Below are 16,133 nucleotides of genomic sequence, written 5' to 3'. Positions count from 1 at the left end.
ATTACTTATGATACAAGCTCTTTTTTTTGTAATTCCTTTTTTATTAATGCGAATAATCTCTTGAAGTTTGCAATATAATCGTCATGCCATGCGCACTGGTCGTTTCTTCATCTTCTGACAATGGCAGCGTAAAGTGGAAGCTCGTTCCTTTATCTTTAAAGCTATGAAACCAGATCTGCCCATTATTCAATTGAATAAAATCTTTGGACAAGGGTAATCCCAATCCACAACCTTTCTCATTCTGTGTACCTGTTGTAGAATAGTAGATATTCGAGAATACCTTTGACTGATCTTCCAAAGGAATTCCCACCCCATTATCTTTCACCATGATCTCCACCTTATCAGGCATCAGTTTGTAATCCACTGTAATTACCCCCTTCTTTGGCGTAAACTTAATCGCATTACTCACCAGGTTGCGCAGTACCATGCGGATCATATCCTTATCGGCATACACATGGATCACTGGTGGCAGCAGGTGATTTAATTGAATCTCTTTTTGTCTTGCCAGTGTCTGCAGCAATTCAAATTCACTATCCAGCAAAGCAGTGATATTAAAGTCATCTGCCATTACCCGGATGCCTTTCATCTGGCTATTGGCCCACTGCAAGAGGTTGTCCATCATGGAGGAGGTATTTTTCACATCTCTCCACAATTCATCTACGAACATATTGAACTGTTCCTGCGTCATCTTTTCATCTCTCAGCAAAAACAGCATTCCTTCCAGGATGCCCAGGGGGGCACGCAGGTCATGTGAAATTACGGAGAAGATTTTGTCCTTCACCTGGTTGCCGCTTTCCAGGGCTGCATTCTGGTCCATGATGATCTGGTTCTGTTGTTGAACGCGGCGGTTGCGGCTATTTAACTGGCTATACAGTTCCTGTTGTCGTTTGAATACGCGATAGAGTAATACAGTGACGGTGGCCAGGGCTATGAACATCCCGATACAAAAGAACACGAAGATCTTTTGTTGTCGTATAGTCGCTAAGTGCAGGAGCTGTTCTTTCTTCAGCAATTCATTTTCATGCTGCTTCTTTTCGGACTCATATTTCTCCCTGGAATTTGCGATGAATTTTGACTTCTCGGTACTAAAAACTTCTTCGCTCAGAGCCTGAAATTCTTTAAAATTCTCCAATGCCTGTGCATAATTTCCCCTGGCAGAGTCCAGCATTGCCCGGTACCTGTAATAGATCATTTCATTACGGGCATTCTGCATATTCTTATTCAGGCGCCTGGCGTTTTGCAGGTCTTCTTCTGCGGCGGCAAAATCTTTTAAGAAGGTATGGGTTTGTGCGAGGTTGAGGTAGGATTTGACGACACCCTGCACATTGTCAGACTCCTTATAAAATTGTGACGACATGGTATGATAGCGAAGTGCTTCCTTGTAACGTCCTTTTACGGAGAGTACTGTCCCGATGTTTTCATAGGCGTATGCCAATCCCCGGTGATCGTTGAGGGCGAGCTTAATCCTTTCGGAAGCATAGAGGAAGTGGAGGGCGGAGTCCCATTCTTTGAGCACCATATAACTGGTACCGATTCCGTTCAGGGTTTTCCCGATTTCGGCCTGATCATTACCGCGTTGTTTGATAGCCAGGGCTTTCTTTTGGTAGATAAGGCCTTGCCTGGGTTGCTGCTGTTCGATAAAGATATTGCCCAGGTCCGCGTTGAGGACGCCTGTGGCTTTCAGATCTTTAAGTTGTTCGGCCAGTTTCAGGGCTTCCAGGGTCAGGTCAGTCTGTTTTTCGAGATTGCCTTTCGCATTCTCGGCCAGGGCAAGGTTGCGGGTAGCCCACATTTTACCAGGCAGATAGTACAGGCTATCGCTGATATGGAAAGCTTCTTTTGCGTAAGTCTCTGTCAGGGAAGGAACCTGGGTAAAGAGAAAACGGCTTAATTGATTGAGAATGTTGACACGTATGGTATCTTTTGAGGGGTGGGCTGCCAGCACTTTTGTCAGACTATCAGTCACTTGCGACTGCGCATCACATGCCACCGGCTTCGTAAAGAACAACGTCAGCATCAATATCAATACGGTGTAAAAGGCAGAATTCCTTCTCTGCCAGTAAGTGTTCATTGTCGGCACAAATAATTATTAGGGTAACCTGAATGCTGCATAAAATTATAAAAAATATTGATGCAAAGTATATTTACTGGAATCGTTGTAACTTTCACCCCATGAAACCGACAGTTACCATAGAATATTGCCCCAAATGTGGGTGGCTTATGAGAGCAGCCTGGATGGCGCAGGAATTACTGACCACTTTTGCAGAAGAACTGGAAGGTGTAACCCTTAAACCCAGTGCAGTGGGCGGTAGTTATATAATTTATGTGAATGATGAGATCCTGATGGACCGTAAGGTGATTGGACATTTTCCTGAAATTAAAGAAGTTAAGCAACAAATTAGAGATAAGGTAGCTCCGGAGAAAAGCCTGGGTCACTCAGATAGAAAATAAGATGATATTAAAGACACGTTTACTCTCTGGTACGGCTATATTACTGTTGTTATGTGGATCCCTGAAAGCGCAGGATGACAAGGCCATTGTCATAAAAGATACTACAGCGGTAAAAATTAATGATTCGACAATAGTTCATAAGAAGAGTTTTTTCCCATTGCCGGTATTGGGGTATTCACCAGAGAAGGGATTGGAAATAGGGGCGGCTATGTTGTATTCATTTTATACGGACAAGAATGATCCTGTGCTCCGTAATTCGACTATCAGTCTGATTCCATCGCTGACGACCAAGAGTCAGTATAAGATAGAGTTGAAGACGGATTTCTGGACGGATCATAATAATTATCATTTTAAGAGTAGTCTCCGTTATCATGATTTCCCGATTTATTTTTATGGAGTTGGGGATACAACGCGTAAGGCTGATGGAACATTGTTGGGCAATCAGCGGTATAAAGTGGTGTTGGAAGGGGAGAAGCGATTGAGTGGGCGTTTTTATGCGGGGTTGTCGTTGCAGTACCAGCATGATGCATATGAGGCGAATGAGAGCAAGGGGGTTTATCCCGGGATGGCGTTGGCGGATAAGGATGGTGGGTATGTGACGTTTATTGGTGCGACGGGGATTTTTGATAACAGGGATAATCAGAACTATACGCATACGGGTTCCTGGGTGCGGTTGAATGTGGCGTATGCGCCGGCGTTTTTGAGTAAGCAGACGTTGTGGAAGATAGATGCGCAGGCGAAGCATTTTGTGCCGATATCACGAAAGAGTACGCTGGGGGTGAATGGGTTGTTTAATTCTTTGCAGGGGAGTGTGTTGCCGTTTTATTTGTTGCCGGAGATGGGGAATGACCTGATGATGCGGGCGTATTATACGGGGAGGTATAGGGATCAGAATTATTTGGCATTCCAGGCGGAGTATCGGTATTTTTTGGATCCGAAGATTCCGGTTAATATCTGGTTTTTGCATATGCAGCCTAAGTTTGCGCTGGCGGCGTTTGGTGCGACGGGGGCGGTGTTTAATAATCATGATTTTGGGATGGATCATTTTAAGCCGGCGTATGGGATGGGTGTGAGGTGGTTTTATGATGAGGGGAGTAAGTTGACGATCAGGGTGGATTATGCGTGGGGTGAGAAGAGGACAGGAGAGGAGCGGCAGTCGGGGTTGTATTTGTCGCTGGCGGAGGCGTTTTAGATTGGATGGGGAGGTTTGAAGGCGGGATTCGGAGAGAGGGTTTGAAAGGGAAGTGTTGGTCGGGAAAGTATTAAAGGAATTGGTTGACAGGGAGGGTTTGAAAGGGAAGATTTGAAAGGGGTGGTTTTGGAAATTTTTGTAGTTTATTTTGATTCTTTTTTAAAGTTAGAATAGATAGAAAGGTCACTTTGAGGTCAGTAAGGCTTTGAAGTGGCTTTTTTTTTTTACGTCATCTTTTTTCATCTTATTTAAATTTTCTCTCTTGATTTTTTGATCATTCAGCTCCCCTACTCAATTTTAGAATAATCTATATATGATTATTTCTTATTTCGGATAAATTCGTTATATTCATAAAACACGTTAGTTTTCACCCAAATTGTTCCACTAAAATGAAAAACTTAACCCTGTTTACCACGTTATTTCTGACGGTAGCAAGCTCGTACACATTACACGCGCAAGACCAGAAAATAACAGCGTCCTCTAAATTTTATGTCAAAGTAGCCGGTGGGTATTTCTTCAGTGTTTTTCCTGGTGAGTTTCCCAAAGTAGGTCCTTATGAGCCGCATGATGAGCAGAAACAGTACAACTCCACGACCGGAACGACAAGTACTATTTCGGAAAAGGTCCTGACGGGATCGTATGGTGCTGGCAGCAGGGGAGGCCTCTCCTTCGGCTGGAATATTAATCATTACATCGCTGTGGAAGCAGCGTTCAATTATTATCACAGCAAGAAAAATCTCATGACCCGTGAGGTAACGGTACTGGCTGGTTCCAGTACAGTGCTGGGTAAAATTGAATCGCATGGCTTTGTAAATGCGATTGATTTTGCACCGGCAGTAGTGATTCATCCTGGTTTTGCTGGTGTGGATCCTTATGTACGGGTGGGGTTGGTAGTACCTTTATGGGGTGAGTTGAAGATCCATACGGATGCGAACCAGACAGGTTCTGCGGTAGTAGGTGGTTCGCCGGCGATAACCCAGACGACTATTTCGCGCGATGAGCGGGTGGATCCGAATGTGACAGTTGGATTCCAGGGAGCATTCGGTATTGTCTTTCTGGTGGCGGCGAAACTGGATGTTTTCGTAGAGACGGAGTATAGGAATATTCCGGTACGTAGTAAGAAGAAAGAGGTGACTGCGTATGATGAGACGACGAATATTGTAAGTGCGACTACGGGTCAGACGATTGCAACGCAGCATCGCGGGCTGAGTGATTTGTCTACGGCAGAAAGGCATACTGAGTATCAGTCTACGCTGGATCAGAATTCTAATACACCGGTGAGTCAGAGTGGCGCGACGGTGACTTATAAGGATAATGATAAGCCATCGAATGATTTGAAGTCTTATATTAATATTGGTGGCTTGGGCGCGAATGTTGGGTTGAGATGGAGGTTTTAGTGGAGTGGGATGTGAGTTTTTTTTATGAAAGTTTTTGTTGAAGGGGATTTATGAAAGGCTTTTGATAAAAGGTTATTTATGTTTTTATGAATTCCAATTCAGGTGGATTAAAATGGTTTTGTTTTAATTTATCTGAATTGGAATTTTTTTTTGCTGGCGGGATAATTAAATATTTGAATTTTCATTTTTCCATTTTCAAATAGGAGAATAAGATAGGGGGATTTAAATAGGAGATTTTAATTTTTCTATTTAAATCGGAGAAACTAAAAAGAAGAATTCAAATAGAAGAATTTAATATGAATCTTCTAATAAAAGAATTTAAATAATAGGAGAATTTAAATAGAAGAATTCAAACTATCCACAATTTTAATTAATTCTTTTTTCAATGCCTCGTCGATAATATTCCCTGTAGCATCGATTTTCGTACGTATGGTGGGTATAATCAGGATCCGATCATCCGTAATTGCTGCCGTCATTACTTTCAATGTTTGAACCAGGGATGCATTGGCTTTATCACCGCCAGTCATCATGGGTGAAGCACTGATAACGGCAGTAGGTTTATTTACAAATTCTCCGCTTGAAACAATCCAGTCCAATGCATTTTTAAGTACGCCTGGTACGCCGAAAGCATATTCGGGAGTGCATACAATAACCGCATCGGCGGTTTTGAGCTGCGCGCGCAGATCCGCTACACTGGCGGATGGTGTAGCACCTTCGTAATCCAGCTCAGGGCTGAAATAAGGCAATTGGTCTAAGCCTTCGTATAGAGAAAACGAAAGGTCCGGCCATTTAGTTAAATGTGGGATGGATTTTAAAATGTTTGTATTTGTAGAAGTTGGGCGCAGGCTCCCGGAAATACACAAGATCTTTTTCATACTTAATAATTTGAATGCACATAATAGCAAGTGCTTTTTGGGACGAATAAATTGTCTGGCAAGAAGATATTGTCGTGAAACAATGATTTCTTTACACTGCAATAAGCCTGTTATGGTACAATAATATCTTCACGCAGCATAATTCTTCACGTAACATAATTCTTCACGCAGTAAACATTTCGTCGCAAGGAAAATATTTCGTCACGCGCGGCAAATGTAAACCAGTTAAAATCCCTGACTCAGAATTTTATTTAAACGGTTGGTCGCAGCTCGTTGATATAATTTTGGACCTTTGATGTACTTATAGTTGGATTATTTCCATTATCCTTATTTAACCTATAATTTATATTATGTTAAATAGAATTAAAAGAATTATCACTATACATCTTCATCCCATCGGGTACTTCGCCTTCTGCTACGATCATAATCTGCCATTATCATCAGTCTAATTCTTCCATTACCATCATCCAAATAATGAAGCCAATATCCCAATAGCTATTCCACCCCTACAACAGCCATTTGCTTTGCCAATTTTTCCCTTTCCTGCAGCAGGTTAAATTACTCGTTCATCTCTTTTGATAACGCAGTATTCTTATCAGTCGTCTCGAAACCTTTATCAAAGAAACCTTTATCAAAGTTGAATAAAATTCTTCCAGATAAATGAGCATTTTTCTTTTCCAGGGCGGACAATAAAATCCTACAAAATAACAAAGGCCAACATCTATACAAGATGTTGACCTTTTAAATTATTTTTTTTCACCTCCTCACCTGCTATACCGCACCTTTTGAGGCTTCGTCCCCATAATAAACTCCACCATCTCATTAAAGCACGCATTATGCGAAAACAATCCCAAATTCGGCCCATATTCCGTCTGACGCTTTGCCTGCACACTCTTCTCATACGCCGAAGCCTCCCTCGCACTATACTCCACAATATCCCCTTTAATATATATCCTCATCACATACACCATACTCTCCTTATTCTTCTCCTCCGTCGTTATAAAATGAAACTCCCTGTTCATCTTATCCGGTGTATAACCATTATCAAGTAACTGCTGGCATAAATAAGAAAACAATTCATCACCCTGCATGGAATAAGCTGCCAAAACCTTATTAGCCCCTTTAAAAGGCGCATCTTCCAGGTTCTGTCCAAACGTGATACTACAGCATAAGGTGAACAATGGTAATAATAAATACTTCATCTGAATGGGTTTTAATTTTAAACCTTACGAACCTATAATCTAACGAACCTAAGGTATCGAATCCAATTTAACATTTTTTAAACTTTTCTCCGGAGGTTACCTTTTCACATTTCCTGGTATAAAAAGAAAACACACTCTTAAAGTAAAACATACTCTTAAAGGGAACACTCTTTAAAGGGAAACACACTCTTTAAAAGAATACAAGCTCTTTAAAGAATACAAACTCTTTAAAGAATACAAACTCTTTAAAGAATACAAACTCTTTAAAGAATACAAACTCTTTACAGAATACAGAATTTTAAAGGAATACAATCGCTAAAAAACACTCTCTAAACAAAAACAAACTCTTATGCGTCCTTATTGTTACCTGGTGGTCCCCGCCATGACCCTCTATGCCTGCTCCGCAGGAAACTCCAGTTATGAAAGCACCCTTGACAGTGCTGTCGCATCCGAACAATCCAATTCATACTCTAAAGCTTTAGCATCCGCAGCCCAGGCAGGCGAAGAAGTTCCCGCACTCAACTCCCCTGCACGAAAACATGTTAGAACTGCTGATATCAATGTTCGTGTAGCCAACGTGTTTAATGCCGCTACCACACTTGAACGTGTCACAAAAGGATTTGATGGCTATGTGGTCGAAAGCACACTCTCCAACGAAATGGGGGCTGCACAGGATATCCCCTATAAAGGTGATTCTATGAAGCATGTGCAACTCTACACCGCCATCGCCAACCTGACGCTGAAAGTACCCGCTGAGAAGCTGGATTCACTGGTAAGCTCTCTTAATAATGTCGCTACTTTCGTGAGTACGCGAACTTTGAGAGATGATGATAAGACACTGGAATACCTAAAGAATTTCATGAAGAATGAAGAGCCGGTAACTCCCGTAGCTGTAACAAAAAAATCAGATCCATTGCAGACGGCAGCTTACCAGGACAATAAAAAAGATGAAAAGATTGATCGTAAAGTTGCCAACTTTGCTATTCTTGATGATGCGAATTATGCAACTTTGACTGTGAAGTTATCTCAGTCACAACAAGCGGATGTGCAGGTAGTAGTAAATCCTGAAAGTGTGATCAGGGCTGGGTTTGGAACAGAGCTGCTGACTGCTTTGAGTACAGGTACAACAGCTCTGCGGAATGTGTTTTTATTCTTTTTGCAGCTTTGGCCTTTTATTTTGTTGGCGATTGCAGGGGTATTTGGCTATAAAAAGATGGCTGCGCGGAAAGTTTTGCCAGTGGCTAATCCGGAGAATAAATAAGTGAAGCCGGATCAATAAAACGGAAAATCTGATCATCCTTCAAAGTCAAATGTCACTCAATTCACCAAAAACAAACGTCATTCAATTCAACAATCCAGGCATCACTCATTTCACCAAAAACAAAACTAATGCATCCAACAAACCAAACTTAAACTAACGCATCAAACAACACCTCTGCCGGATGCAACGCTATCTTCCCGGTCCCATCAAGGATCTGATGACGGCAGCTGGTACCAGGTGCAGCTATTATCACATCCTCATTTTGACTTCTTACAGCAGGAAACAATACCAATTCCCCTATCTTCATCGACGTTTCGTAATGATCTTTATCAAAGCCAAATGATCCAGCCATTCCACAGCAACCGGAATTTATCACCGTTGCCTCATAATGTGCCGGCCATGACAGCACCTTTTTGATATAATTGACCGAAGACAAAGCCTTCTGATGGCAATGTCCATGGATCATAATCTTACGCTCATCCGTCCTGAAGCGCTCTTTCCGGATACGGCCTTCATCCATCTCTGCTGATAAGAATTCTTCAAACAACTTTACCCTGGATGCTAATCCTTTCGCCTTCTCTTTCAGCTCCCCTGAAAGCAGATCGATATACTCATCCCTGAAAGTAAGGATCGCTGAAGGTTCCAGCCCTATCAAACTATATGGCTGCTCTACCAGGAACGATAATAGCTGCACATTTTTTGCTGCTATGCGCTTTGCCCTTTTTACAAGGCCTTTCGACAGATGCGTACGCCCACTCTCTATATGATCCGGTATGATCACTTCATAATCCAGTGCTGTCAACAGTTCTATACAACGTTGCCCAATATGTACATCGTTGTAATTCGTAAATTCATCACAGAACAGATGCACCTTGTGCGCAAATGTCCGTCCAGCCTGTTGTTTTTTGAATTGTTTATACCATGCCCGTAATGTTTGTGGCTGTAATGCAGGAACATGGCGCTCCGGAGCCATGTTCATCATATTTTTTAGTATCCCGGAGGTGAATTTATTTGAAAATGCAAAATTGTATAATCCTGGTGCTATGGAGGCCATCCTGCTGAGGAAAGGAAACTCCGCGATCATCCACGCCTTCATTGGCGTACCATTGGTATCGTAGTACTGCTGCAGGTACTCTGCTTTCAGTTTGGACACATCCACACTGGATGGACACTCTGCCTTACAGCCTTTACAACTTAAACAGAGATCCATCGCATGACCAATTTCTTCATGGTTGAATGCCTGCGCCGTATTATCCTGGGCAAGGAATTGACGAAGTACATTCGCCCTTGCACGGGTCGTATCTTTTTCAAAACGCGTCGCCATGTAGCTGGGACACATCGTACCACCAGCGAAATGCGTCTTGCGACAATCACCTGACCCTGAGCATTTTTCTGCCAGTGATAAAATGCCATTAGTTTCGGAGAAATCGAAATAGGTTTTTACCTTGCCGCCGGCAGCAGGTTCTTTGAAACGGAAAAACTGATCCATCGGGGGCGGATCAATGATCTTCCCAGGATTAAAGAGATATTCCGGGTCGTACAGTTGCTTCACCTGTTTACAACAATCATAACATTTTTCACCCATCATAAAACGGATGAATTCTCCGCGCAAACGACCATCTCCATGTTCGCCACTCAGCGAGCCTTTGTATTTTTTAACGATGGCTGCTGTCTTTTCCAGGACAGCACGGAATTGCTTCCTGCCTTCTTCGATTTTTAAATTGATAATAGGTTCTACATGCAATTCACCGGCACCTGCATGCGCATAGTAGGATGCTTTCAATCCCATAGCGTTTAGCATTTCCTGCAGGTCATCGATGTATTCAGGCAGATTTTCAGGTGCTACCGCACAGTCCTCGATGAGGTTCACCGGCTGTGCATCGCCCTTGATGTTGCGCAATAAGCCCAGACCTGATTTACGCAGGTTCCATGCTTTGTTGATATCGTTGCCACGAAGCAATGGATAGGCGTAACCTAATTGTTTTGCTTTGACTTCGTTGATGAAGGCGCTGGTTTGTGCCTGCAATTCTTCCTCTGTATGACACATGAATTCTACCATCAGGATCGCTACCGGCTCCCCTTCCATAAAGAAACGGTTCTGCTGGTGCTCAGGATGCCCTTTGGTAAAGTTCATAATCACGTCATCTACCAGTTCAGAAGCGGTTACCGGGTGTTTAACGGCAATCAGGTTGACCTGGAGAGATTCTTTGACGGAGGTACAATGCACGGCCACCAGGCCGTTTACTTTTGGCGGCGCGTCCAGGAGTTTGAGTTTGGCTTCGGTTACGAATGCCAGGGTACCTTCTGAGCCTGCAATGAGGTGAGACAGGTTGAAAGGTGCATTGCCACCATATGGCGTGGTATCCAGCAGGGCATCCAGGGCATAGCCGCTGTTCCTTCTTTTTACCGTGCGGGTAGGATAGCCATCGCGGATGGCCTGTTGATTTTCTTTATTGGAGAGCAGGGCATGCATGGTTCTGTAAATGCTGCCTTCAAGGTTGTTGAGGAGCATTTTCTCCTGCAGGCCCCTTTCGTCGAGATCTTCGAATGTGGTTGTCTCACCATTGCCAAGAACCACTTCGACGGAATGGAGATTGTCACGGGTAGCGCCCCAGACCATGCTGTGGAGACCACAGGAATTGTTACCGATCATGCCGCCGATCATGGCACGGTTGGAGGTGGATGTTTCGGGACCGAAAAACAGGCCATAAGGGGCCAGCAATTCGTTTAAAACGTCTCTTTCGAGACCAGGTTCCACCCGTGCCCATTTTTCCTCCTTATTGACCTCTAAAAGACGGTTCATGTAGCGGGAGATGTCTACGATCAGCCCCTGACCTACTACCTGGCCAGCCAGTGAGGTGCCGGCGGTGCGGGGAATGAGGGGAATTTTGTGGGTTTTACTAAACCTGATTAAGGTGGCAATGTCGGATTTGTTCTTTGGCAGGGCTACGCCGAGGGGATATTCCTGGTATACGGAGGCATCTGTCGAGTATGCCATAAGGATTGTACGGTCCAGAGAGTCATCGGAGAAGTAGAGATCGCCTGCCAGTTGTGGTTTGAGTTCCTTGAAAGCCTGCTTGAGTTGTTCCTTAATCATGAGGTAAATTTACAGCTTCCAATTTAGAACATTCAGGCAGAAAAATGCAATAAAACATGCAGAAAACGGCAAAAAAAATGCTTCTACCTTTGGCTGAAGCATTTTTAAGGGTGCGAGCGCAGCACTGAGCCGGAAAATTCAAAGCCGGGAGTGCTGGCTGACGGGGGAAATCACATTGTTTATCATAATCATAGTTTAAATGTTGATTCCATTCCCGCCGACAGGAAAACGGGATAGAAATTTACCATTTTATATTTTTACTGATATACGCTATCAACTGTTTCGCCATCGCCTCCTGCTCCTTCGCATTCGGATGCCCCGGCGTTTCCTTATATGGGAAGAAACAGGTATGGATCTTTGCATCATGCAATCCAGCCACCGCCTCCTTTATATACCCTGGCCACACAGACCCCTTTCTCGTCGCATCCATATTCCCCAAGGCACAAATAATTACCGCCTTTGGATGTTTTGCCCTGATCTTCTTCACCAGTTCACTATATGCCGCCACAATCGTCTTCCCATCCGGTGCTTTGTCCCCAAACTTTGCCTTGAACTGTTCATGCTCTGGTCTTGTTACCAGCCAGCTATCATTCTGAAATAAATTAATCACAACCAGATCCGGTGTAAAAGCATCAAAATCCCATTTGCTGCCAGGATCTGTCGCATCCACCCGGTCGTACATCTCAGGCATGATTAGCGGGAACCAACTAATCAGGACTCCTATCCCACTCTTCGCCACCAGGTGATATTCTGCATTAAAATGCCTTGCTGTCAGCGATGCATAACTGATATAGGAATTCTCATAAGGCCCCGTACCCCTGTCCTTACCACTACTATCCTCCACGGCATAGCCACAGGTGATGGAGTTACCATAAAATTCTATCTTCCGCTTCCGGGTAAGGGGGGCAGGCAGCAAGGTACCCGTTACTTCGAAATTATACAGCCAGGTCTTGCCCATCGCCCACTCTGTACGCTTAAACAACGCCAGTGTATGATTCCCGTTCTTCAAACCACTTACCAGCGTATAGGTATGCACGCTACTATCCGGCTGAAATTTACTGACCAGCTTTCCATCCACTACTACGTTGTAAAAATTATCTCCCCGCTCGTCCTTCAATGTCACTTTCACACCGGTTCCCTTAAAATTTATACTTACCGTCGTCGCCGACCAGGATAACTGTGCACTATTATCTGTCTGAATGACACGCCCCATATAATGGATATGTGGGTCATTACTTTTAATGGTTAAATTTTGTGCCTGCGTATGCAAATGAATCATTATCACGCATGTAAGTAACAGGCAAAGGCCTTTTTTCATATCGATTGGATTTGTCGTGTCATGGAAATTAATTTAGAATCTTTAATTTTTGAAAATAAATATTTATTTTGCCGCAGTTATATATATAAATTGTTGTTAGCTCATGAGATTTGTTAAGCAAACCGTGCTTTACTTCAAGGAGGGGACATCTGACAAAACTTACGAAATAGACCTATGTGAAACTGGCCCCGGACAATACATTGTGAACTTCCGCTATGGCAAGCGGGGTGCCGCACTTAAAGAAGGTAGTAAAACAGCAACCCCCGTTTCCCTGGAGGAAGCTACCGCTATTTTCGATGCATTGGAAAAGGAAAAACGTAGCAAAGGATACACTGGCGAAGCAGATGGTGTCGCCACCACCGCTTATACCAGCGTTCCTGTAGATGATGTCTCTGACCCCTTCCACAAAGCGATTCTGAAAAGACTGGACGATGCCATGACCGGCAAACAATCCTTCAAGACAAAATGGACTACATCCCGCGTGATCTGGGCTGCCGGTGAATTGAAAATTCGTGCGGCCGCTCCTGTTATCATGCGCCTGATTGAAAAAGGTAATGCCATGCAGCGCTATGCCGCTATCTGGGCATTAGGAAGATGTGGTGATCCCGCAGCCATTTCGCTGGTCAGTTCATATATAGATAACAGCACTTATCCGCAATACCTGCGGCAAATGGCTACCAATGCTGTACTGCAACTCTCGTCGGGCGCTGAACGTACTACTTTCATCACACGTTCCCTGCAAGCCCTGCCAGCTGAGTTCCAGGCAGCCATCCATGCACAGGATATGCAGGCTCTGACACAACTGCTGGATCAGCGGGTGATGAAACTCAATGAACCTACTTACCAGTTGCTGGAAGACCTGTATGTGGTAGCAGCTGAAAATATTCCTGTCAGACACCTGCTGCATTCTTTATTCGCAGCTTTACCTTTGCGTCCATCTTACTTCAGGCATATCCGTCACCTGTATAAACAGGCGGAAATGCGGGATGATCATGCATTGACGGCGCTCTTCTCGGTACGTTTTGAAAGGGAACACCATATGTTTACCAGCCAGGGAAAACCTTCTCCTGAGCTGAAAAAGCCGCTGAGCAAGATTGCCTATTCCAACCGTACCCGTCGTCATTTCAGGAAAAGAACACTGCTACACCTGAAAGAACTGGGTCAGCGTAAGGAGCTGGAATACGTAAAACTGGCGACCGCATTGCTGCTGCAATACGATCAGCAGATCTATAACCAGAAAGCGTATACTAATAACTATACTACGTACGATTATTCAACCCGCCGTTATACTACCCATGAAATCAGGTATCCGGCAAACCGTACAGCAGTATATCTTAACTATATCCTGAGGGGAAATGATCCTGCCTTGCAACTGGAAGGTGGTAGCTACTGGCGTTACAAGGATAAGCTGACCCCACAGGAAGAAAATAATGATGGTAAAAAGGTAGATTCACCTAAAAAAGAAGGTTTCCTTAACCAGCTGAGCAACATTTTCAAATCTCCTAAAAAAGAGGAAAATGTACAGCCAAAAGAATCCGGTGAAAAAGTGGTGAGCGAAGCACCACACAGCGATATTCCTTTCCTGTCTCTCTGGCACCAGTTACCACAGGCATTCATCCAGCTGCTCATCAGCGGTCGTATGGAAGAAATTCATGCCTTTGCGTATGCTGAATTGCAAGCCAGTCCGCAGTTTGAAGCCATCAAGGAAAAAATTGATGCCAATGTGATTGGCGGCCTGCTCATCAATCCATATCCCATTCCGCAGCAATTCGGTCTGGCACTGGCAAAGGAGAAATATAATCCGGCAGCACCTTCCCTCCCACTCTTTGTAGCACTAATGAATAGTCCGCTGAAAGAAGCGAGAGACTTAGGTGTACAATGGATCAGGCAAAGCATCGAATTCTGTTTCCAGGATACCGAGTTTGTAGCTGCGCTGATTTTTGCTGCATACGATGAAGTGAGACAAATTGCGATTGATCGCCTCAGCACTACCCTGCTGCCACTGGATAAAGCCCGTGTGGTAATAGGCAGAGCGGTTGGTGTATTGCTCTCTCAACGGGCACCTAATGATGCAGTTTATAAATTACTGACCGCAGGGTGCAGGATCCTGGAACAATACCTGGTGGCTGCGCTGGAAGAAATAGATTTCAAGGTGGTGGAAGACTTGCTGAAATCCGGTATTCCGCCGGCAGAAGCATTTGGTGTAAGGCTCCTGTTGCTGAAGAAACAAGCACTTGAACAGATTTCTGACGAAATTATCTTAGGCATTCTTGAAAATGCTTACCAGCCGGTAAGAGAGGGTGGTATTGCAATTTTAAGCAGCCTGAATAATGAAGAACTTTTACAAAGACCGTCATTGCTGTTGCAAACGGCTATTGCATCTTATTCAGATGTACGGCAAGGTGTCCGACCTGTACTGGCAAGACTTGTAAAAGAATACAAGGACCTTGCGGTATGGCTGGTGAATGAACTTGTACCTTTGCTCATGCGGAAGGAAACATCGGAAGGCCTGCACAATGACATTGCCAATATCCTGGGCAATGAACTGGTGGGGCACCTGCATGATATTGATAAGGCCACCGCTTTGCGACTCACTTATTCCAACTACCGTGCTACCCAGGCATTTGGTGTGCTGGTACTGGAGAAATATATTCCACCTGCAGAATTAAGTATCAGGCAGGTAATTGCTACCGGTAATCATGAACTGAAAGAAGTACGTGAATGGTGCTGGCGCTTCTTCGAACAACAGCTGCCGCGCATCCGTTATGAAAGAGATGATGCTATCGGTCTGCTGGATGCAAAATGGGATGATACCCGCGCTTTCGCCATGCAGTTTTTCCGTACTCAATTCAGGGATGAAGACTGGTCTGCGGAGACACTCGTTGCCATTGCAGACAGCGTACACCCAATCGTACAGGCATTCGGCAGGGAATTGCTGACACGCTTCTTCAAAGCTGAAGACGGTCTCAATTATCTCCTGAAACTCAGTCAGCATCCGGGAGTAAGCATGCAGACATTCGCAACCAATTACCTGGCACAGTATGCGGCCGGTGAACCAGATCGCCTGCGGGAACTTGATTTTTATTTCCGCTCAGTATTGAGCAGGGTAAATAAGGCAAGGGTGGCCAAAGAACGCATCTTTGCCTTCCTGGAACAGGAATCCCTGAAATCAGCAGCAGCAGCGGAATATATCGCAGCGGTCATTGCCCACATCTCTGCAACGGTAGCTATTGGGGACAAGGCCCGTTGTATACAGATCATGCGCAGGATCCATCTGCAATACCCGGAGATTTCGCTGCCGGTTCAATTCATCGCTATTCCTGAGCATTCATCTTAAACC

The 16,133-nt window shown here is 44.3% G+C and carries 10 protein-coding genes; 5 read left to right on the top strand and 5 right to left on the bottom strand.

Features of this window, described 5'->3' with window-relative positions:
- Positions 1-43: 43 nt before the first annotated feature.
- On the bottom strand, positions 44-2,071 hold the full coding sequence (locus DXN04_RS20230; protein WP_116855202.1) for a tetratricopeptide repeat-containing sensor histidine kinase: 2,028 nt from the start codon (positions 2,069-2,071) through the stop codon (positions 44-46).
- 101 nt (positions 2,072-2,172) lie between these two features.
- On the opposite strand from DXN04_RS20230, the gene DXN04_RS20225 reads away from it, so the two are divergent.
- The 3 genes from DXN04_RS20225 (at position 2,173) to DXN04_RS20215 (ending at position 5,040) form a co-directional block, all read left to right on the top strand.
- Positions 2,173-2,451 (top strand): SelT/SelW/SelH family protein, encoded by a 279-nt coding sequence (locus DXN04_RS20225; protein ID WP_116855272.1) that lies wholly within the window; start codon positions 2,173-2,175, stop codon positions 2,449-2,451.
- A gap of 1 nt (position 2,452) precedes the next feature.
- Entirely contained in the window at positions 2,453-3,643 is a 1,191-nt protein-coding gene (locus DXN04_RS20220; RefSeq protein ID WP_147320004.1) for a BamA/TamA family outer membrane protein, read from the top strand.
- Positions 3,644-4,032: 389 nt separating this feature from the next.
- Positions 4,033-5,040: an outer membrane beta-barrel protein gene (locus DXN04_RS20215; protein WP_116855200.1), complete on the top strand. Its 1,008-nt coding sequence runs from the start codon at positions 4,033-4,035 to the stop codon at positions 5,038-5,040.
- 335 nt (positions 5,041-5,375) lie between these two features.
- On the opposite strand, the gene DXN04_RS20210 is transcribed toward DXN04_RS20215, so the two are convergent.
- Together DXN04_RS20210 and DXN04_RS20205 are read right to left on the bottom strand one after the other, a co-directional pair.
- The gene (locus tag DXN04_RS20210; protein ID WP_116855199.1) at positions 5,376-5,915 is read right to left on the bottom strand and encodes an NADPH-dependent FMN reductase; all 540 of its coding nucleotides are present in this window, start codon (positions 5,913-5,915) and stop codon (positions 5,376-5,378) included.
- A 764-nt stretch (positions 5,916-6,679) separates the two neighbouring features.
- A complete protein-coding gene (locus tag DXN04_RS20205) occupies positions 6,680-7,117 on the bottom strand; it encodes a hypothetical protein (RefSeq protein ID WP_116855198.1) in 438 nt (145 codons plus the stop codon).
- Between the two features lie 349 nt (positions 7,118-7,466).
- Here DXN04_RS20205 and DXN04_RS20200 point away from each other — a divergent pair, with 349 nt between their 5' ends.
- The gene (locus tag DXN04_RS20200) at positions 7,467-8,378 is read left to right on the top strand and encodes a DUF4349 domain-containing protein (protein ID WP_116855197.1); all 912 of its coding nucleotides are present in this window, start codon (positions 7,467-7,469) and stop codon (positions 8,376-8,378) included.
- Between the two features lie 148 nt (positions 8,379-8,526).
- Here DXN04_RS20200 and DXN04_RS20195 read toward each other — a convergent pair whose 3' ends face one another.
- Together DXN04_RS20195 and DXN04_RS20190 are read right to left on the bottom strand one after the other, a co-directional pair.
- Positions 8,527-11,475, bottom strand: a complete 2,949-nt coding sequence (locus DXN04_RS20195; protein ID WP_116855196.1) for an FAD-binding and (Fe-S)-binding domain-containing protein — start codon at positions 11,473-11,475, stop codon at positions 8,527-8,529.
- Positions 11,476-11,716: 241 nt separating this feature from the next.
- The gene (locus DXN04_RS20190) at positions 11,717-12,688 is read right to left on the bottom strand and encodes an SGNH/GDSL hydrolase family protein (protein WP_199415091.1); all 972 of its coding nucleotides are present in this window, start codon (positions 12,686-12,688) and stop codon (positions 11,717-11,719) included.
- A 208-nt stretch (positions 12,689-12,896) separates the two neighbouring features.
- Between DXN04_RS20190 and DXN04_RS20185 the strand changes: the two genes are divergently transcribed.
- Positions 12,897-16,130: a HEAT repeat domain-containing protein gene (locus tag DXN04_RS20185; protein ID WP_116855194.1), complete on the top strand. Its 3,234-nt coding sequence runs from the start codon at positions 12,897-12,899 to the stop codon at positions 16,128-16,130.
- The last annotated feature ends 3 nt before the right edge of the window (positions 16,131-16,133 follow it).

It is taken from the genome of Chitinophaga silvisoli, from assembly GCF_003412465.1.
GTDB classification, from domain to species: domain Bacteria; phylum Bacteroidota; class Bacteroidia; order Chitinophagales; family Chitinophagaceae; genus Chitinophaga; species Chitinophaga silvisoli.
This window is presented reverse-complemented; position numbering and strand designations above follow the sequence as displayed.